The organism is Bacilliculturomica massiliensis (genome assembly GCF_900605495.1).
Classification (GTDB): Bacteria; Bacillota; Clostridia; order Peptostreptococcales; family Anaerovoracaceae; genus Bacilliculturomica; species Bacilliculturomica massiliensis.
Genome location: NZ_LR027603.1, coordinates 867,129 through 885,777 on the forward strand (window position 1 = coordinate 867,129; position 18,649 = coordinate 885,777).

Annotated in this window: 17 protein-coding genes and 16 tRNA genes; 30 read left to right on the forward strand and 3 right to left on the reverse strand. The window is 55.6% G+C overall.

Annotation, left to right across the window (positions count from 1 at the left end; all coding sequences use genetic code 11):
- The first annotated feature begins 19 nt into the window (after positions 1–19).
- On the forward strand, positions 20–637 hold the full coding sequence (locus E0E37_RS13295; protein WP_165445360.1) for a YigZ family protein: 618 nt from the start codon (positions 20–22) through the stop codon (positions 635–637).
- On the opposite strand, the gene E0E37_RS13300 is transcribed toward E0E37_RS13295, so the two are convergent.
- On the reverse strand, positions 588–1,925 hold the full coding sequence (locus E0E37_RS13300; RefSeq protein ID WP_130863501.1) for an MATE family efflux transporter: 1,338 nt from the start codon (positions 1,923–1,925) through the stop codon (positions 588–590). The two genes, E0E37_RS13295 and E0E37_RS13300, sit on opposite strands and share 50 nt — an antisense overlap.
- Before the next feature lie 5 nt (positions 1,926–1,930).
- Positions 1,931–2,359: a MarR family winged helix-turn-helix transcriptional regulator gene (locus E0E37_RS13305; protein ID WP_130863502.1), complete on the reverse strand. Its 429-nt coding sequence runs from the start codon at positions 2,357–2,359 to the stop codon at positions 1,931–1,933.
- A 197-nt stretch (positions 2,360–2,556) separates the two neighbouring features.
- Here E0E37_RS13305 and E0E37_RS13310 point away from each other — a divergent pair, with 197 nt between their 5' ends.
- The 24 genes from E0E37_RS13310 (at position 2,557) to E0E37_RS13425 (ending at position 12,046) form a co-directional block, all read left to right on the forward strand.
- Positions 2,557–3,651, forward strand: coding sequence for an NADH:flavin oxidoreductase (locus tag E0E37_RS13310; RefSeq protein ID WP_165445361.1), 1,095 nt, complete (start codon positions 2,557–2,559; stop codon positions 3,649–3,651).
- 63 nt (positions 3,652–3,714) lie between these two features.
- Positions 3,715–4,146 carry a MarR family winged helix-turn-helix transcriptional regulator gene (locus tag E0E37_RS13315; protein ID WP_130863504.1) on the forward strand — a complete coding sequence of 144 codons (432 nt, stop codon included), beginning with the start codon at positions 3,715–3,717 and terminating at the stop codon, positions 4,144–4,146.
- 190 nt (positions 4,147–4,336) lie between these two features.
- A tRNA-Asn gene (locus E0E37_RS13320) sits at positions 4,337–4,411 on the forward strand.
- 228 nt (positions 4,412–4,639) lie between these two features.
- Positions 4,640–4,715, forward strand: a tRNA-Val gene (locus E0E37_RS13325).
- An 11-nt stretch (positions 4,716–4,726) separates the two neighbouring features.
- A tRNA-Asp gene (locus E0E37_RS13330) sits at positions 4,727–4,803 on the forward strand.
- A gap of 34 nt (positions 4,804–4,837) precedes the next feature.
- Positions 4,838–4,912: transfer RNA gene (locus tag E0E37_RS13335), tRNA-Thr, on the forward strand.
- A gap of 12 nt (positions 4,913–4,924) precedes the next feature.
- Positions 4,925–5,009 (forward strand) — tRNA-Tyr (locus tag E0E37_RS13340).
- A 9-nt stretch (positions 5,010–5,018) separates the two neighbouring features.
- A tRNA-Gly gene (locus tag E0E37_RS13345) sits at positions 5,019–5,093 on the forward strand.
- A gap of 5 nt (positions 5,094–5,098) precedes the next feature.
- Positions 5,099–5,172 (forward strand) — tRNA-Gly (locus E0E37_RS13350).
- A gap of 74 nt (positions 5,173–5,246) precedes the next feature.
- A tRNA-Arg gene (locus E0E37_RS13355) sits at positions 5,247–5,323 on the forward strand.
- Between the two features lie 15 nt (positions 5,324–5,338).
- Positions 5,339–5,415 (forward strand) — tRNA-Gln (locus E0E37_RS13360).
- 3 nt (positions 5,416–5,418) lie between these two features.
- Positions 5,419–5,494 (forward strand) — tRNA-Lys (locus E0E37_RS13365).
- 30 nt (positions 5,495–5,524) lie between these two features.
- Positions 5,525–5,613: transfer RNA gene (locus E0E37_RS13370), tRNA-Ser, on the forward strand.
- Between the two features lie 27 nt (positions 5,614–5,640).
- Positions 5,641–5,732: transfer RNA gene (locus tag E0E37_RS13375), tRNA-Ser, on the forward strand.
- Between the two features lie 22 nt (positions 5,733–5,754).
- Positions 5,755–5,830, forward strand: a tRNA-Trp gene (locus E0E37_RS13380).
- A 21-nt stretch (positions 5,831–5,851) separates the two neighbouring features.
- Positions 5,852–5,928: transfer RNA gene (locus tag E0E37_RS13385), tRNA-Pro, on the forward strand.
- 10 nt (positions 5,929–5,938) lie between these two features.
- Positions 5,939–6,015, forward strand: a tRNA-Ile gene (locus E0E37_RS13390).
- A 42-nt stretch (positions 6,016–6,057) separates the two neighbouring features.
- Positions 6,058–6,133 (forward strand) — tRNA-Phe (locus E0E37_RS13395).
- 201 nt (positions 6,134–6,334) lie between these two features.
- On the forward strand, positions 6,335–7,063 hold the full coding sequence (locus tag E0E37_RS13400) for an ABC transporter ATP-binding protein (RefSeq protein WP_130863505.1): 729 nt from the start codon (positions 6,335–6,337) through the stop codon (positions 7,061–7,063).
- Complete coding sequence (locus tag E0E37_RS13405) at positions 7,060–8,091, forward strand: ABC transporter permease (protein ID WP_130863506.1); 1,032 nt, start codon at positions 7,060–7,062, stop codon at positions 8,089–8,091. The genes E0E37_RS13400 and E0E37_RS13405 overlap by 4 nt, the downstream gene beginning before the upstream one ends.
- A gap of 45 nt (positions 8,092–8,136) precedes the next feature.
- The gene (locus E0E37_RS13410; RefSeq protein WP_130863507.1) at positions 8,137–8,862 is read left to right on the forward strand and encodes a TetR/AcrR family transcriptional regulator; all 726 of its coding nucleotides are present in this window, start codon (positions 8,137–8,139) and stop codon (positions 8,860–8,862) included.
- Positions 8,837–9,850: an HlyD family secretion protein gene (locus E0E37_RS13415; protein ID WP_130863508.1), complete on the forward strand. Its 1,014-nt coding sequence runs from the start codon at positions 8,837–8,839 to the stop codon at positions 9,848–9,850. The genes E0E37_RS13410 and E0E37_RS13415 overlap by 26 nt, the downstream gene beginning before the upstream one ends.
- Before the next feature lie 114 nt (positions 9,851–9,964).
- Positions 9,965–10,576, forward strand: a complete 612-nt coding sequence (locus tag E0E37_RS13420; protein ID WP_130863509.1) for a thymidine kinase — start codon at positions 9,965–9,967, stop codon at positions 10,574–10,576.
- 294 nt (positions 10,577–10,870) lie between these two features.
- Positions 10,871–12,046, forward strand: a complete 1,176-nt coding sequence (locus E0E37_RS13425) for an S-layer homology domain-containing protein (RefSeq protein ID WP_130863510.1) — start codon at positions 10,871–10,873, stop codon at positions 12,044–12,046.
- A gap of 13 nt (positions 12,047–12,059) precedes the next feature.
- On the opposite strand, the gene E0E37_RS13430 is transcribed toward E0E37_RS13425, so the two are convergent.
- Positions 12,060–13,004, reverse strand: coding sequence for a TIGR01212 family radical SAM protein (locus E0E37_RS13430; protein ID WP_130863511.1), 945 nt, complete (start codon positions 13,002–13,004; stop codon positions 12,060–12,062).
- Positions 13,005–13,198: 194 nt separating this feature from the next.
- On the opposite strand from E0E37_RS13430, the gene E0E37_RS13435 reads away from it, so the two are divergent.
- The 5 genes from E0E37_RS13435 (at position 13,199) to fmt (ending at position 18,614) form a co-directional block, all read left to right on the forward strand.
- Positions 13,199–13,855: an epoxyqueuosine reductase QueH gene (locus E0E37_RS13435; protein WP_130863512.1), complete on the forward strand. Its 657-nt coding sequence runs from the start codon at positions 13,199–13,201 to the stop codon at positions 13,853–13,855.
- Between the two features lie 93 nt (positions 13,856–13,948).
- Positions 13,949–14,959 (forward strand): aspartate--ammonia ligase, encoded by a 1,011-nt coding sequence (asnA, locus tag E0E37_RS13440; protein WP_130863513.1) that lies wholly within the window; start codon positions 13,949–13,951, stop codon positions 14,957–14,959.
- An 83-nt stretch (positions 14,960–15,042) separates the two neighbouring features.
- On the forward strand, positions 15,043–17,058 hold the full coding sequence (gene priA / locus E0E37_RS13445; RefSeq protein WP_130863514.1) for a replication restart helicase PriA: 2,016 nt from the start codon (positions 15,043–15,045) through the stop codon (positions 17,056–17,058).
- Between the two features lie 142 nt (positions 17,059–17,200).
- Positions 17,201–17,677: a peptide deformylase gene (def, locus tag E0E37_RS13450; RefSeq protein WP_130863515.1), complete on the forward strand. Its 477-nt coding sequence runs from the start codon at positions 17,201–17,203 to the stop codon at positions 17,675–17,677.
- 7 nt (positions 17,678–17,684) lie between these two features.
- The gene (fmt, locus tag E0E37_RS13455; protein WP_130863516.1) at positions 17,685–18,614 is read left to right on the forward strand and encodes a methionyl-tRNA formyltransferase; all 930 of its coding nucleotides are present in this window, start codon (positions 17,685–17,687) and stop codon (positions 18,612–18,614) included.
- Positions 18,615–18,649 lie beyond the last annotated feature (35 nt).

Genomic DNA, 18,649 nt, shown 5'->3' on the forward strand with positions numbered 1-18,649 from the left:
AATTGAGGGGGAAGGACCAGTGATCCGATACAAAACAGTAAAACAGAAAGGGGAGGCGGAGCAGGTCATCGAGCGCTCCCGCTTTTTATCCTACGCCGCGCCTGTGAATTCGCGGGAAGAGGCGGAGGCGTTTATCGCGGGGATAAGAGACCTGCACCGGCAGGCGACCCATAACGTGCCCGCGTTTATCGTGGGAGAAAAATCCGAGCTGAAGTGGTGCAGCGACGACGGGGAGCCCCAGGGGACCGCGGGGGCTCCCGTGCTGCAGATGCTGGATCGGGAGGGATTGACCAACGTGGCGGTGGTGGTGACGCGCTACTTCGGCGGCGTAAAGCTGGGAACGGGAGGACTGGTCCGCGCCTATACTGGCAGCGCCAAGCTGGCGGTGGAGGCGGCCGGCATCCATCAGGTCCGCGAGACCGTCTTTCTCACAGCGGAGATCGGCTACACCTTTCTGGGGAAACTTCAGAATCTGGAAAAGGACGGCGCGTTCGTCATCGCAGACACGGAATTCAGCGACGTGGTCAGGATAACGCTCACCTGCGCCCCGGAAGACTTACAGGCTGTCGAGGGGCTGTTATCCGAAGTCACCGGGGGAGGCTGCCGGGTCCTTGACCGGGAGGAGAAACTGGTCTGAAGGACTTTTTCCCGTTGCGCAGGAAAAAGACGCTCAGACAGACGGCGAACAGTTGGGAAAGGGGAACGGAGAGCCAGGTTCCGACGATCCCCGCCCCGGGGGGCAGGATGAGCAGCAGGAGCCCCAGGGAAAGCGGCTCCCCGTAGATCAGGAAATACGCCCGGCGGTTTTCTCCTGTGGCGTAGAAGTAGGCGATGGTCACCCGGGAGATGCAGATCGGCAGGTAACCGCAGAGGAAGATGGGAAGCGCGGCGGCCACGTCCCGCGTGATCTGAGCGGATGCGCCGAAGAGCAGGGCCGCATTCTCTCTGAACAGAAACAGAAACACGATGCAAATTACGCTTACCAGGGCTGAGAAGCGGTACGCCAGATCGCGCACCGCTTTTGTTTTATCCATTTTTCCCTCGCCGCAGGACAGACTCAGCAGCGGCTGGCTGCCGTCGCTCACGCCTTGAAGCAGGAGGATGACCACGGCGGAAATGTAACTGATGGGCGCATAGCAGGTGACCGCCGCCGCACCGCCCACCAGGGCGGCGCTTTTATTTACCAGTATGAGCGTGATGTTGGGGGAGAAGGTGAGCCCGAAAGGCGACAGGCCCACCTGCAGGATTTTTTTCAGCAGATCCAGACCGGCGCCGCCGAAGGAAAGGACAGGCATTTCCTTTTTAACGATAAAGAACGCCAGACAGACCAGAAGCGTCACCGTCTGGCCGACCACGGTGGCCGCAGCGGCGCCCGTCATGCCCCAGGGCAGGCGCCACACAAGGAGGTAGTCCAGAAAGATATTGGTCATAAATCCTGCGATCATGGCGGCCATGGCGGTGAGCGCGCCGTCCATGTTCCGGATAAAGGGCACCAGGCCGGTGGCCAGGATCTGAAACAAGGCGCCTGCCGTGATCCAGCGGATGTATTCCAAGGCCAGCCCGTAGATCTTGCCTGACGCTCCGAAGAATCGAAGCAATATGGGAGAAGCGGACAGGAAAAGGATCGCGAGCAGAATGCCGGCCGCCATCAGGGCCCCGCAGGAAACGCCGAAATACTGCCTGCCCAGCCGCCGGTCTCCTGCGCCCAGGCTGATCGAATATTGAATGGCCCCGCCCATGCCGATCCCTGTGCCTGCGGCCTGAAGCAGCGCGGTGATAGGGTAAGCGATGTTGATGGCGGCCAGCGCGCTGTCACCCAGCGCGTTTCCCACAAAGAAACCGTCGGCGATAGCATATACGCCCGACAGAGCGAAAGCCAGCATGGACGGGATCACATATTTATAAAATTCTCTGCGTACGTTCATGGATCTCAGTCTCCTTTAAAAAATGTATTATACAGAGAGGTGATCCGGATCAGTTCACCCGCGCGTTCTTCTCCCAGTTTGCTGAGGACAGAGCACTCGTGTTCCTGGAGTTCCGCGGCCACCGCGCCGAGAGATTCCCGGCCGGATCCGGTCAGATGGATGGCCTTGTTGCGCCGATCGGCCCCACAGGGCGTCAGCTCGACCCAGCCGCGACTTAAAAAGTTTTTCAGGATGGTATTGACCGTCTGCTTCGGCAGCAGCCACTGAGCGCAGATATCCTTCTGCTTGCAGACGCCGTCGGCCTCCGTGAGGGAGAGAACGACCAGAAGTTCATAATAAGAGAGACCGTGTTTTTTCGCCCAGTCGCCGTACATGGCGTTAGCTTCCCTCCAGAGTGCATTGTATTGTTTTATCCGATCGGATGCGTTGAACATATGGTACCTCCAGCTGAATGGAATAAGACTGAAATAATTAGTCCGTTATCGGACTAATGGTAACACAAAGGTTTTCGTGATGTCAAGATCTGTTTTCCCCGTGATATTCTGTTGACAGGCTGGATTTTTCAGGATATTATAGTGTATATACACTGAAAATGTTGAGGATCATTCTAAGGAAACAGGAGGGTAAGGCCATGACTGATTTATTTTCGGAAATTACCGTAAGAAACTGCAGGATCAGGAATCGGATCGTGTTCCCCGCGATGGTGGTATGCGATCTGGAAGCGCCGGAAGGGAAAGTGACGCCAGCCCATCTGGCGCATTACCGATGGGTGGCGGACAGAGGTCCGGGGCTGATCGTTACGGGGGCCATGTGCGTCAGTCCGGACGGCAGGCTGAACGAAAATCAGCTGGGCATCTGGAGCGATCAGCTGGCAGAGGACTTGACTGAGATCCCGGAGATCTGTCATCAGCGGGGAGCCCGCGTGCTGATGCAGATCCACCATGCGGGATTCAGGACCGTTCCTTCTGTCTCCGATGATCCGGTGTCGTCATCGGACTATGAGGAGAACGGCGTGAGGGCCAGGGCGCTGACGGCGGGGGAGATCGCTGAATTGAGGGAGAAATATGTCGCCGCCGCGGTCCGGGCGGAGAAGGCCGGATTCGACGGCATAGAGCTGCACTGCGCGCACCTCTATCTCCTGGATCAGTTCTTCTCATCCGCCATCAATAAGCGGACGGACGAATACGGGGGAAGCGCCGCGAACCGCGCGCGTTTTGCCTTGGAGATCCTGGCGGGGATCAGAGAACGAACAGGACCGGATTTTATCATTTCCTGCAGAATGGGATGCAACACGCCGGATCTTGAGGACGCGGGGGAGATCGCCCGGCTGCTGGAACAGGGAGGAGCGGATCTTCTGGATATATCCTACAGCACCATTCCGCTGGCGCAGATCGTGGACGGAGGAGGTCTCCCGGTGCCGGAGGGATTTGAGCACAGCGGTTTTGTCTACGGAGCGAAAGGGATCCGGGATAAGGTAAACGTGCCGGTGTGCGCTGTGTGGCAGATCGGTACCAGGGAAGCGGCTCAGCTGGTTTCAGAGGGATTCGTCGACTTTGTGGCCGTGCTGAGAGGAATGCTGGTAGACCCTGACTGGGTGAGCAGGGCGCGCGCCGGAGAGGAGGGCAGCCGCTGCTATGACTGCAGACCGGTGTGCCGCTGGTATTCGGACAGGAACAGCTGCCCTGGGTGGCAAAAGCTGGACCCGGCCGTAAGACTGCAGAAATAAAGCCGGTCACAGGATCGCGTCTGTGACCGTGCAGTGTAATGATGAAAGAACAGGAGATCATATATGAAAGAGAGCGGGGAAAAGAAAAACAGCGCGTGCTACTGCATCAACCTGAGAAGGGCGGCCAACGCCGTCACAAAATACTATGATCGCCAGCTGAGGGAGGGAGGACTGACGCTGAATCAATATTCCCTGCTCATCAATCTGAGCAGGCTGCAGCCGGCCAGCGTTACGGCGCTGGCCGGCGCCGTGAAGCTGGAGCGCACCACCGTTACCCGGAATCTCAGGCCTCTTTTTGACATGGGGCTGATCGAGGATGCGTCGGCAGAAGGAGAGCGGGACCGGAGAATGCGGCTGACCCCGTCCGGCTCTGTCAGAATAGAGGAAAGTAAAAAACGATGGAGCCGCGCGCAGCGAAAGATCGAGGAGACCCTGGGACCGGATTCCCTGGAGTCGCTCATGAAAAATTTAATGACGCTGGAAGAATTGATCTAGCCATACGGAACAGATAAAATGGGAAAATCATGTAATTCATCTCAGCGGTCATAAAAGCGGACAAACCGGGCAAAATGAAGGAGGTGGTGGTTTCTGGGAAAAAACATGAAGAAAAGACGCATGTTTTGTATTGACAACAAAAAATCCTTGTGTTAATATAATTCTCGACCGTCAATGAGATGTGCAACGTTCCAAGGTAGCTCAATGGTGGAGCACTCGGCTGTTAACCGATAGGCTGTGGGTTCGAGCCCCACCCTTGGAGCCAGTTTGAGGGCTGCGGAGAGAGGAGAGATCCTCTCTCCGGAGTTTGTTCAAGAGACAGGCGCATCCCCGGTCTTCTTCAGAAGCGACAGCCCGGACCGTCTTCAGGGGCGGTGGAATAAAAAGTCGAAATTGAAGAGAAAAATAAAAAAATTGAAAATAACGCTTGACACTTTGAAAGAAATGCTGTATAGTTAATAAATGTGTCAGATAGTTAAAAAATGCAACACCAGGGCGCTTAGCTCAGCTGGGAGAGCACCTGCCTTACAAGCAGGGGGTCACAGGTTCGAGCCCTGTAGCGCCCACCATAAGAAATTATGGCCTGGTAGTTCAGTTGGTTAGAATGCCAGCCTGTCACGCTGGAGGTCGTCGGTTCGAGCCCGATCCAGGTCGCCATTTTTTTAACTGAGATACAGTCAAGCGATAATGCGCTGGCGTGGCTCAACGGTAGAGCAGCTGATTTGTAATCAGCAGGTTGTTGGTTCGATTCCGATCGCCAGCTCCACAACTTAAAATTGGAGGGATTCCCGAGTGGCCAAAGGGGGCGGACTGTAAATCCGTTAGCTGAGCTTTCGATGGTTCGAATCCATCTCCCTCCACCAATTAAATATGCGGAAGTGGCTCAGGGGTAGAGCATCGCCTTGCCAAGGCGAGGGTCGCGAGTTCGAATCTCGTCTTCCGCTCCAAATCTGCGGATGTAGTTCAATGGTAGAACTTCAGCCTTCCAAGCTGATAGTGTGAGTTCGATTCTCATCATCCGCTCCAACGTTTTCAAATGAGCGCCGGCGTTTGGGCGCCGACCTCATACAATACAGCGTCTGACTTGGCGAAAACTGCATGGGCCCATAGCTCAGCTGGATAGAGCAACGGCCTTCTAAGCCGTGTGTCTGGGGTTCGAATCCCTATGGGCTCACCAATTTTTATTTAAGAATGGGGTATAGCCAAGTCGGTTAAGGCAACGGACTTTGACTCCGTCATTCGTAGGTTCGAGTCCTGCTACCCCAGCCATATGACCCATTAGCTCAGTTGGCAGAGCACTTGACTTTTAATCAAGGTGTCCCGCGTTCGAATCGCGGATGGGTCACCAATAAACTGAAGGATGCAGAACTCATATAATGGAGAGGTGTCCGAGCGGTTTAAGGAGCTGGTCTTGAAAACCAGTGACTCCGAAAGGGGCCGTGGGTTCGAATCCCACCCTCTCCGCCAAGACAGCTTTTGCACCTGCACTGACGAGGAGAAGTACTCAAGTAGGCTGAAGAGGACGGTTTGCTAAACCGTTAGGGTTCGTAAGGGCCGCATGGGTTCGAATCCCATCTTCTCCGCCATTTTTATCAAGCAAGGTATTATAGGGGTATAGCTCAGTTGGTAGAGCAGTGGTCTCCAAAACCACGTGCCGTGGGTTCAAGTCCTACTGCCCCTGCCAAATTTTTTAAGGATTTGATAGCGGGGTGTAGCGCAGCTTGGTAGCGCAACTGGTTTGGGACCAGTGGGCCGCGGGTTCGAATCCTGTCACCCCGACCATCTTTGGTGTGGGCCATTAGCTCAGTTGGTCAGAGCATCCGGCTCATAACCGGCAGGTCCCGGGTTCAAGTCCCTGATGGCCCACCAAAACAATGCCTTACGATCTACAATTACATAAGTTTTACGTATGCCCAGATAGCTCAGTCGGTAGAGCAGAGGACTGAAAATCCTCGTGTCACTGGTTCGATTCCGGTTCTGGGCACCATTTTCCTAAAAGTAGCCTCTTGCTGACAATGAGTCCGAGGGGTTATTTTTTTATGCAAAATTTCCGAACTCAACTGACTGTCGCAAAAAATTTAAGTACTTTACATCAGTTTTCACCTATGTTAGAATGATTTTAAATTGAAGTGAGTGATCACTCACTTTTTAAGAGCGACAACTCAGAGCCGGGACGGGAGGAAGTCATATGGACAGCTGCATCTCGCTGAAGCATGTCAATCATTTTTTTGGAAAAAAACAGATCCTTTCCGATATCTGCCTTGAAGTTCCATACGGCTGCATTTACGGCCTATTGGGTCCTTCCGGCGGAGGAAAGACAACCATGGTAAAGATCATGGCAGGGATTTTAGCGCCAACGACGGGGGAGGCTTTTCTGATGTCAAAGAAGATGCCAGAGCGCCGTATCATGGGGCAGATCGGTTATATGACCCAGGGGGACGCGCTGTATCCGGCACTGTCTTCGGAAGAAAACCTCCGCTTTTTCGGCGCGCTGTACGGCATGGGGAGACGGGAGCTGGATAAACGGATCCCGGAGGTGATGGATTTAGTGGATCTGGCGGGGGATCGGGAAAAACAGGTGAAAAATTTTTCGGGAGGCATGAAGCGCAGGCTTTCGCTGGCTGCCGCGCTGCTGCACAGACCGGGGGTTCTGATACTGGACGAACCCACGGTGGGGATCGATCCTCTGCTGAAGAAGACTATTTGGGAGCAGCTCCGCAGGATCAGTGCGGGCGGAACGACCATCGTCATAACCACTCATGTAATGGATGAGACGCAGAACTGTCACCGGCTGGCCATGCTGCGGGAGGGAACGATCATCTCCGATGGCACGCCGGAAGATCTGGTCAGGCGCAGCGGTACCGCAAGCGTGGAAGAAGCGTTTCTCTACTACGAGAGAGAGGGGGAGCGTTTATGAGAGTAAAAGCTCTGGCGATGCGGATCTTATGGCAGATGCGCAGGGACAAACGGACACTGGCGCTCATGATCATGGCCCCCATCATCGTACTGACTCTGGTCTCCGTCGTACTTGCCGGCCCGGCCCTGCAGGTGACGGTGGCCGTAGTGAACGCGCCGTCCGCCTATATTCAGGCCCTGGACGACAACAATATCAGAGTGATTCAATGCGGGGAGGACGCGGCACGGGAAGCGCTGGAGACCGGCGCGGTGACAGCCGCCGTCCGTATTGACAGCGGCAAACTGTCCGCTCTGGTGGACGGAAGCGACACCGCTCGTTCTCAGATCGCAGTACAGGCGTTGACCGCGGCGCAGAATGGGATGACTCTGCGGGGGATCTCCGGCGGGCGGCCGGATCTGACACCGGATATCACCTATCTCTACGGCAGCGACGACCTGACCGATTTTGATCATTTTGGCCCGATGCTGATTGGAACGATCATCTTTTTTTTCGTGTTTCTCGTGGCCGGTATTTCTTTTTTGCAGGAGCGTAATTCGGGGACGCTGGAAAAGCTGCTCTCATCGCCGGTGCGCAGGTGGGAGATCGTGGCCGGTTATGTAACGGGTTTCGGTATATTTACGGTGCTGCAGTCCACGCTGATATCCGTCTATGTTATCTATGTGCTGGACGTGATGATGGTGGGGGCTTTTCCGTTGGTCATTCTGGTCACCGGGCTGACTGCTGTGACCGCGCTGACTCTGGGGATCCTGCTGTCGACTGCTGCCGGAAACGAGTTTCAGATGATCCAGTTCGTGCCCGTGGTCATCGTTCCGCAGGTGTTTTTTTCCGGGATCTTTGAGTTGTCTCCTGCAATGGAAGTCGTTGGAAGATTCATGCCGCTCTACTACGTGGCGGATGCCCTGGAAGGCGTGATGATCAGAGGAGAGGGACTGTCGGACATTATCGGCGACCTTGGTGTGCTTCTGTGCTGTGCAGCGGTTTTTATGACAGCAAACGTTCTGCTGCTGAAGCGGTATCGGAAAATTTGATGGAAGACAGAGACGGGCGGAGGCCAGGTATAGGAGGGGACTGCTGTGAAAAAAAGAGAAATGCGGGATCAACAAGGTAAGCAGGATCGCGCGGGAATATCAGAAGAACTGGAGCGGCAACTACGCGGTCTGCTGGCGCAGGATGAGAACAGCATGACGGAAAAGCAGTTCCGTATTTTGCTGACTGCCATCGTTCTGTTTGGAGAAAAAGGGTACGCATCCACATCCACCAAAGAGATCGCAGATGCGGCCGGAGTGGCGGAAGGTACGATATTCAAACATTTTGGATCGAAGAAAGAGTTGATGATGTATCTGTCCGAGCGGCTTGCAAGTCAGGTCATGCGGCCGCTGGCAAGCGCAGGATTAGAGGAGATATTCAGCGCAGACTATAACTCTCTGGAAGATTTTCTGTACGTGCTGATGCGCGACAGGTTTAAGCTGGCGATGAAGGTGATGCCGATCTTCAAGGTATTGCTTCAGGAGATCCCTTTTCAGCCAGAAGTGCGGGACATACTCATAAAAAATATGCCGTTGAGGGAACTGGAACAGCAGATGGCGGTCCTGCGGGATAAAAAGCTGGTGGTGGATCTGCCGGAGAACGCTCTGGCCCGGTTGTTTCTCAGTTGTCTGTTCGGATATGTTTTCACGCATTTTATGATGCTGCCGGAACAATTTGCGGGCAGAGAAGAAAAAGAGACGGAGTATTTTGTGCAGTTTATGACGCGGGGAATGAGGAGAGAATGTGATGCTGAGAATAAAGAACATCGGTAAGCTGATCCGCACATCAGCGGCCGGACTGTGCGTCCTGCTTTTGTTTTCCGGCTGCGCGGACAGCGGCACGTTGACATTGACGGGAGTCGTTGAGGCCGACGTGGCCGCTCAGGTGGCAGAGGTCTCGGGAAAGATCAAAGAGTTTCAGGCTGTGCTGGGCCAGCAGGTGGAGCAGGGCGACGTGATCGCGGTTCTCGATGATGAAGATGAGCGATACACGGTAGAGCAGCTTCAAGCGGTGCGTGATCAAAAGCAGGCTGCCCTGGACGGGCTGCAAAAGGGCGCTGACGGGGAGGAAGTGATTCAGGCGGACAATCAGGTGGCGATTGAACAGAGCAATGTAAACAGCGCCCAGGCGGCCTGTGAAAAGGCAGAGGAGGATCTGGCCAGAATGGAGATCTTATGGCAGGAGGGCGCAGCGGCTCAGGCTGACTACGACGAAGCGAAAGAACGGATGGTCACTGCCAGGGACGCGGTGAACAGCGCGCGGGCCCGCCTTTCAACGGCGGAGCAGCAGAAAAAACAGCTCCTGCAGGGGCCGGACGACTATGAGATCGGCCAGGCGGCCGCCGCGCTGCGTCAGGCGCAGTCGCAGCTGGATCAGGCGGCGGAGAAATTGAATAAATATGTAATCCGGGCGGGCTGCGGTGGAACTGTTATGAGTGTCAATTTCTCGGTGGGCGACGTGGTGAGCGCTGGAAGCAATCTGATGGATATTTCCGACCGGGGAGGACGCTATCTCGTCGTATACCTGCCGGAGGAAGATCTCTATGCCGTTTCTGACGGTCAAAAGGTAGGGATCGCCGGAAAAAAAGAGAACAGTGAGGGAGAGATCGCCTATATTGGCCTGACCGCCCAGTATACGCCGAAGGATATGCAGACTCAGGCTAACAAAAATAAAGAATGCGTGAAACTGAAAATTCGCCTGACCACCGAATCTTCGCTGAAGCCGGGGGAAAAGGCCGACGCGCTGATCCCTCTGGAATGATCCCAAAGGGGAATTGCGCCTTGATTTTGAACCATTTCTCGCTTAGAATAGGTAGGGACGATAGTTGATGATTGCCTTGCCGGTTCCGGCGGACGAGAAGAAGGAGAGCGAAACATGGCGCAGCTTTATTATAGATACAGTACGATGAACGCGGGAAAATCCCTTGAATTGATCAAGGTTGCATATAATTATGAGGAGCGGGGAAAAAACGTGTGGGTCCTGACTTCTGCTGTGGACGACCGTTACGGAGCGGGACAGGTGACCTCGCGTCTGGGAGTGAGCCGGGACGCGGTGATGATCAACGACGAGACGAACATCCTGAAACTGTTCATGGAGGCGGATACCTATAAGCGTATCGACTGCGTGCTGGTGGACGAATGTCAGTTTCTGAAAAAGCATCACGTGCAGGAACTGGTGGAGATCGTGGACAGCTTCGATACTCCGGTGCTGGCCTACGGTCTGAAAAACGATTTCCGCAACGAACTCTTTGAAGGCTCCTATTATATGCTGGTCTACGCGGATAAGATCGAGGAGATCAAGACCATATGCTGGTGCGGCAGAAAAGCCACCATGGTAGCCCGGGTGGTGGACGGCAAATTCGTAAAATCGGGAGAACAGATCGTCGTAGGAGGAAACGACATGTATGTATCCCTGTGCAGAAAACACTATAACGACGGGCGTCTGGGTCCTATGGAGGTCATCGAGGACCAGATCAAAATGTTTTAGCGCCCGGTGGGAATAACAACGCCCCGCGCGGCCGGCAAAAATGTTGAGCCGGTCTCCGGGGCGTTTCAGGTTTGTGAAGAAAAGATCCTGATTCTCCCAAGTCGCAGACGGCGGCCCGGGCTGCGATGAAGAACATGGAAAACGCCGGTCAACTGAGGAAAAAAATACAGGACGGCTGTGGTATAATGGCCAAAAGCCAGTATCGGCGGATGCAGTGCGCAGGGGACGCATGGGCTATCAAAATAGTGAGGGACAATAGATCGATCGAATGGCCGGACTAAGGGGAGGTTTAAAATGAGAGGGATCATAAGGCGTATGACAGGCGCCGCAATGGCGTTGACGGTGTTTCTGTGCGGGTCCTTCTGTGTTTACGCCGAAGAGACGGCAGGACCGGAGCCGCAGGGACAGTTCGTTTTCAGCGATATACCCAGCTGGGAATGGTATGAGCCATACGTAACGAGACTGAATGGAGCCGGGCTGATCAGCGGATACGAGGACGGGACATTCCGTCCGGAGAATACGATCACAGTGGGGGAATATATGGCGCTGTGCGTGTACGCGGTGGATGTGAAGGCTCCGCTGCGCGCCAGACGGGAGGGCGAGCACTGGGCCGCGCCTGTCTTTGAGTACGCTCTGAGCCGTGGGATCGTCACAGCGGAGGATGGATTTGACCGCGTGCTGGACCAGCCTGTCAGGCGGGAGGACATGGCATATATTTTGATGAACGCCGCCGCCTGCAGGGGCGAGAATATCAGGGCGGTGACAAACATCCGTTATATGATGACGGATCACGGTCAGATCGCAGCTGACCGCAGGGATGCCATGGAACGGGCGTATTCGGCAGGAATGATGGTGGGAACATACGGAATGTTTTATCCTCAGTCTTCCGCCACCAGAGCGGAGGCGGCCACTGTGCTGACAAAGCTTTTGTGGCCGGAAGAGCGGCCCAAGATCACGGTGGCCGACGTCCAGTTTGTCAATAAGGAGATGACCCCTGTTCAGGTCAGAACAGAAGCAAAAAAAATGGTCGCAGACATCGACAGGACCTGGGATCAGATCAATGACCTGTGGGTCAGATGGATGAATATAGAGAATGAAGAAAAATTATACTTGCTGGACTGGGAGGAAGGAAATCCGTATTTTGATCTGGATCGGCGCATGCAGGCTGCAAAAGACTCTGGGGACGCCGCGCTGACAGCAGAACTGTCGGCGCTTGCGCAGGAGTATGAGCGTAAACGGAAGCTGCATGAGGCGATCAATGACGTTTACCAGTCTCCGGACAACAGCGCCCGTCTGAACGCCCAGACGGACAGGATCCCGCAATTCACACAATATGCGGATACCTTTCCGCTGCAGCTCATCGCCGCTGAGACCAGCCAGTTTTTAACAGCGCTCAGGGGCAAGGAGTCCTGGCTGCAGGGTATTTACGACGAGTATATCGCTGCGGGCGCGGCGCGGCCCCAGTCCTGACAGAGAAGACGGATCAGGGGACTGTGCAGGATCTTCCCTGCCAGCTGTCCCGCCGCTTAAATTCCTTTTGAATGCCGTTGAGCACGGAGCGCTTGTCGGTGCTCCACAGGGGCGCCAGCAGTTCCTCCGGCGGCGCGTCGCCGGTGACCCGGTGAATGGTAATATCCTGGGGGAGACGTTCGAGTACATCGACGATCAGATCGATGTACTCTTTTTGTTCAAAGATATGCCAGTAGAAATCCGCGCCGGCATTCTCCGAAAAACGCAGCTGGTACAGATCCGCAAGAGCAGTATTTCTCATGACGTGCAGCATGTGCAGCTTGACGCCGAAGGGATGAAGAGCGCCCACATAATCTGCGGACTGAAGCATCATCTCCCGGGTCTCCCAGGGAAGCCCCAGGATCAGATGGACCACGGTGCGTATGTTCCGCGCGGACAGAGCGGCCATGGCCTGATCGAAGACGGCCAGCGGATAGCAGCGGTTCAGCCGCTGCGCCGTGCTGTCGTGGATGGTCTGAAGCCCCAGCTCGACCCACAGGAACGTTCGACGCTCATATTCGGAGAGAAGATCCAGCACATCCTCCGGCAGACAGTCGGGGCGGGTCGCCACGGCCAGTCCCACGACGCCGGGCTGTGAGAGGGCCTGGTCGAACAGGCTGCGCAGTGTCTCTGTGGGGGCGTAGGTGTTGGTGTGACTCTGAAAATAGGCGATATAGCTGCCCTGGGGCCATTTGTTGTGCAGCAGACGGATCTGGCCGGGTATATCGCTGGCGTAGTGACCGGCGCCGTCCTCAGAGCAGAAGATACAGCCGCCGGTCCCTTTGGAACCGTCGCGGTTGGGACAGGTAAAACCGGCGTCCAGCGACAATTTCATGACGCGGCAGCCAAACTCCTTTTTCAGCCAGGAACCGATGGTATTGAAGTGATTGCTGCCGAAGATATTTCCAGTTGTTTTCATGTGATCCTTACTCCAAAATTTGATACAAAAAACACGGGATCAGCAAAGTTTATTTGCCTGTCTCGTTTGCAGTGTGACTGATTTGTGGTATAATTATAACTTAAGTTGTCTGGATGTACCCTCTCCCGGCGTCGCTGCAGGGCGGGGCCAGGCGGGGGAGTCCGTGAATCTATTGAAGCACAAAAGGACGGAAAATGCAAGAATGCGAGGTGACGGGAATGAGCGGCGAAAAGGGAAACACGAGACCGGAGCTCCTGCTGCACAGCTGCTGCGGACCATGTAGTACGGCTGTGATCGAGAGGCTGATCTCCCGTTATCGCCTGACGGTTTTTTATTATAATCCGAATATAACGGAAAAAGCGGAATATGAAAAGAGAAGAGAGACGCAGAAGGCATATCTGGAGGTCTGCAATCAGTGTCTGCCGCCGGATGACTGGATACGATTTCTGGAGGGAACCTACGATCCACAGAGATATTTTGAACTGGTAAGGGGTCTGGAAGGGGAGCCGGAAGGCGGGGCGCGCTGTACCGTCTGCTTCCGCATGCGTCTCGCGGAGACGGCGGCGGAGGCCAAGCGTCTGGGATTTACTCATTTCACCACCACGCTTTCCGTCAGCCCTCACAAGAACTTTCCGCTCATCGCCGCCCTGGGCGAATCCATCGGCGCAGAGCAGGGCGTTTCGTTTCTGGCGGAGGATTTTAAGAAGAAGGCTGGTTATCAGCGTTCGGTGGAGCTTTCGAGAGAATGGGGGCTCTACCGTCAGAATTTTTGCGGCTGCGAGTTTGCCAAGGGCCATCTGAAGCAGACGGAGCCCGCGTCTGCTCTGAGACCACATACAGAGCAGAAATGACGGAATAAGGGTCCGGGGAGATACGGTCGAGATGAGATAAAAATTTGGAGAGATAAAAAATCAGTAAATGAAAACGAGGCAAAGGAGAAAAAAATGTCTAAAATAATTTTGCCGGAAGGGTATCGTCCCCTTCTGGATGTGATGGAAAGTCAGATCGCGATCAAAAAGGTAAAGGATTTCTTTCAGGTAGAGTTGGCGAAAGCGCTCCGGCTGCAGCGCGTCACGGCGCCGCTTTTCGTATTTCCGGAAAGCGGGCTCAACGACAACCTCAACGGAGTGGAGCGCACCGTTGATTTTACCATTAAGGATATGGATGAGAAGCGGGTGGAAGTCGTTCAGTCGCTGGCCAAGTGGAAGAGAATGGCTTTGGGAAAATACGGATTTGAGCCGGGAACGGGTCTCTATACCGACATGAACGCTATCCGCAGAGACGAGGAACTGGACAATCTCCATTCCATCTATGTGGATCAGTGGGACTGGGAGAAGGCCATCCGCAGGGAGGACCGGACGGAGGAATATCTGCGGGAGACGGTCCGCGCCATCTACAACGCCATGAAGAAGCTGTCGCGGTTCGTCTATGTGGAATACCCGCAGCTGCGTTTTGAGATGCCGGACGAGATCTGTTTCATCACCGCCCAGGAGCTGGCGGACCGCTACCCCGGAAAGACGGCGAAAGAGAGGGAAAACCTCATCGCGGAAGAGCAGAAGGCCGTGTTTATCATGAAGATCGGCGGCAGGCTGAAGTCCGGGGAGCCCCACGACGGACGGGCGCCGGACTATGACGACTGGGAGCTGAACGGGGATATTATACTCTGGAACGAGGTGCTGGGCATGGCCTATGAGATCTCGTCCATGGGTATCCGGGTGGACGAGACGGCTATGGAGCGCCAGCTGGCGCTGGCCGGCGCGGAGGACAGGAAGGAACTGGCCTTCCACAGAGCCATTCTCTCCGGAGAGCTGCCCTATTCCATCGGAGGGGGCATTGGACAGTCCAGACTTTGTATGTTTTTCCTGAAGAAGGCCCACATCGGCGAAGTCCAGGTGGCGGTATGGCCTCAGGACATGATCGAGGAGTGCGGCAGAAACGAGATCCATCTGCTGTAAGGACGGAACGCGTCTGCCGCAGCACAGAGGGGCCGCGCGCTTAAAGAGAGACGGGCCTCGCAGAGCGGTGAAAGGCGTTTTGAATGAAATATGTTAACGTGGTGATCGACAACAGCAGCGACAGCACCGACGGGTTTTACACCTACGGTTCGGAGGACGAGAGCATTCAGATCGGCGACAAGGTGCAGGTGTCCTTCGCCAGAGGGAAGAAGCTGCGCGATGCCTATGTCTTTGAAGTGATGGATGAACTGCCGTCGCCGGTCAAAGGGCTGAAATACATAGCGGAAAAGGATCCGGAGGTGTGTCTGGGCCAGGAGGCCGTGGCCACCTGCCGGTGGATGCGCAGCCGTTACCTCTGCCGCTACATCGATGCGGTAAAATGCTTTACGCCGGCGGGCAGCCCCTCCAAGCGGGGGAAAAAGAGAAATCCCCTGGGGGAGGCGCAGTTTTCTTCCACGGAAGCCAGAGCGCTGACGGAGGAACAGCAGAAGGCCATGGACGCCATGGAACCGGTGCTGGGCAAGGGCGTGCATCAGGTCTTCCTGATCAACGGCGTTACCAGCAGCGGCAAGACAGAGCTGTACATGCAGGCCATCGCCAGAGTGATCGAGGCGGGAAAAACAGCGATCATGCTGGTTCCGGAAATCTCGCTGACCACTCAGACCATCGAGCGGTTCATCGGTCGTTTTGGAGCGGAAAATACCGCTGTGCTCCACAGTAAACTGTCGCTGGGGCAGAGATACGACGAGTGGATGCGTGTGAAGAAGGGTGAGGTGAAGATCGTCATCGGAGCCCGCTCCGCCGTATTCGCGCCGCTTTCCCATATCGGGATCATCGTGCTGGACGAGGAACACGAGACCACATATAAATCCGATATGTCGCCCAAGTACGACACGGCGGAGGTGGCCATCAAGCGCGCCATGCTTCACGGGGCCGCGGTCCTTCTGGGCAGCGCTACGCCGTCTCTGCAGACAGCTTACCGCAGCAGAAACGGGATCTTTACGGAGCTTACGCTGAAGCAGAGGTACAACAAAACGCCTCTGCCTCAGGTCGAGATCGTGGATATGCGGGAGGAACTGCTGGCGGGAAACAAGAGTATTTTCAGCAGAGAACTGTTCCGGCAGATCAGCGGGACGCTGGAGAAAAAACAGCAGGTCATACTATTTTTGAACAGAAGAGGGTATTCTACCTTTGTATCCTGCCGGACCTGCGGTTATGTAGTCCGCTGTCCGGACTGCGGCATCTCCATGACTTACCACAAGGATGAGCGGTCCTGCATCTGCCATTTCTGCGGTAAAAGACAGACTCTGCCGGAACTGTGCCCGGACTGCGGAGGAAAGTACATCCGCTATTTCGGTACGGGGACGGAGAAGGTGGAGGAGGCCGTGAAGGAAATGTTTCCGGAAGCGGCGGCGGCCAGGCTGGACCTGGACACGGCCAGGAAAAAGGGCAGCGCCGACAAGATCCTGAAGGATTTCCGCAGGGGAAAAACAGACATTCTCATCGGCACCCAGCTTGTAGCCAAAGGTCTGGATTTTGCAGGCGTAGGGTTGGTGGGCGTGGTATCGGCGGACGTGTCGCTGAACATCCCGGATTTCCGCGCGCCGGAGAGGACTTTTCAGCTGATCACACAGGCGGCGGGCCGGGCCGGCCGGGGGAACGATCCGGGAACGGTGATCATCCAGACCTATACGCCGGATCACTATGCGGTGACCTGCGCCTCCCATCACGATTACGAGGCATTTTACAGTCAGGAGATCCGGCTGCGCAGGCAGATCAACTATCCGCCCTTCTGCGATCTGTTTCAGCTGATCGTCTCGGCGGAAAAGGAGAGCGACGCGGCGGAGGCGGCGGGCCGGGCGGCAGAGATGCTGCGGCGTCTCCTGGCAGGACAGAAGCGTCCGTGCGTCATGGGACCCAATCCGGCGCCCATGAATAAGATCAACGGATTTTACCGCTATCAGATCTTGATGAAAGCGCCGGCGGGCACGCGCAGAGCCCATGCTGCGGCAGTAATGGAGATGAAGCAGGAGCTGTTTGTGAAGAAAAAGACAGATGTGCTGCTGACGGTGGATATCAATCCCTTCAGCTTTATCTGAAGCGGGGAAAGACGGCCGCACAGGCGGCCGGAAGGTTTTCGGCGGGCCGGGATCAGGTCTGCAAAGGCGGGAATTTTCGCGGTTCTGATGGAAGCTTTGGAAAAACAGCGGCAGAAAAACGATTGAAAACGGGAGGAACGACATGGCAGTCAGAAATATAGTGATTCGGGGAGATCAGGTTTTGGCGAAGCGGGCCAAGGAGGTGGATGAGATCAACGATCATGTCCGCATGATCCTGGACGACATGCTGGACACGCTTCACGAGCAGCAGGGCATCGGGATCGCGGCTCCCCAGGTGGGGATCATGCGCCGCATGTTTATCGTGGAGCTGGACGATCATCTCTACGAGCTGATCAACCCGGAGTTTGTGGCCCAGGAAGGCACGCAGTTTGAGGAAGAAGCCTGTCTCAGCGTGCCGGGATACGCCGGAAAGGTAGAGCGGCCGGCCTATGTGAAGATAAAAGGACTGGACCGCAGCGGCCAGCCGGTGGAATACGAGGGCAGAGATCTGCTGGCCGCGGCCTTCTGCCACGAGTACGATCATCTGGACGGCATCCTCTACATTGATAAAGCGGTGGATGTGAGAAAGATGGATGAAGAACCGGAGGAAATGGAGTAAAATACCGATGAAAATCGTTTATATGGGTACGCCGGACTTCGCGGTGCCGGCGCTGCGGGGTCTCTGCGACAGCAGCTATGAAGTGTCCGCTGTGGTGACGCAGCCGGACAAGGCGAAGGACCGCGGGAAAAAAATACAGTTCACACCGGTGAAAGAGACGGCGCTGGAATACGGCATCCCGGTACTGCAGCCGGAGAAGGTGAAGGGAAACGAGGAATTTTTTGCTGAGCTTTCCGCCGCCGCTCCCGATCTCATCGTCGTAGCGGCCTACGGCAGGATCCTGCCGCCGGCCATTCTGGAACTGCCGCGTCTGGGTTGCGTGAATATCCACGCCTCGCTGCTGCCGAAGTACAGAGGAGCGGCGCCCATACACCGGGCCATCATCGACGGTGAGGAGACCACCGGCGTAACGCTGATGTACATGGCGGAGGGCATGGACACCGGAGACATGATCGCAAAGGCGGAGACGCCCATCGGCGATAAAACGGTGGCGGAACTCCATGAGGAACTGGCCGGCATGGGAACGGAGCTTCTGCTGGCCCAGCTGCCGCTCATCGAGGCGGGGACCAACAGCCGGACGCCGCAGGACGACGCTCTGGCCACTCACGCGCCGATGATCTTTAAGCAGGATTGTTTCGTGGACTTTCATCAAAGACCGGAACGGATCAAGCGTCTGATCCAGGGGACCAATTCCTGGCCGGTGGCGCATACGATGTATCAGGGACAGAGCGTAAAGCTCTGGGAGGCGGAAGTGCTTGACGGGGAAACGGAAGCTGGGGACGGCACGATCCTGGCCGTGGATAAGAGCGGAATGACCGTGGCTGCCGCGGGCGGAAGAATTCTCATCCGGAAGCTGCAGTTTCCGGGTAAACGGGCCATGTCGGTGGAAGATTATATAAAAGGAAACAAAATTGAAATCGGCGCGGTTTTAGGGTAAAATAGCCGTAGGGCGGCTATTTTACAAATTCTGTG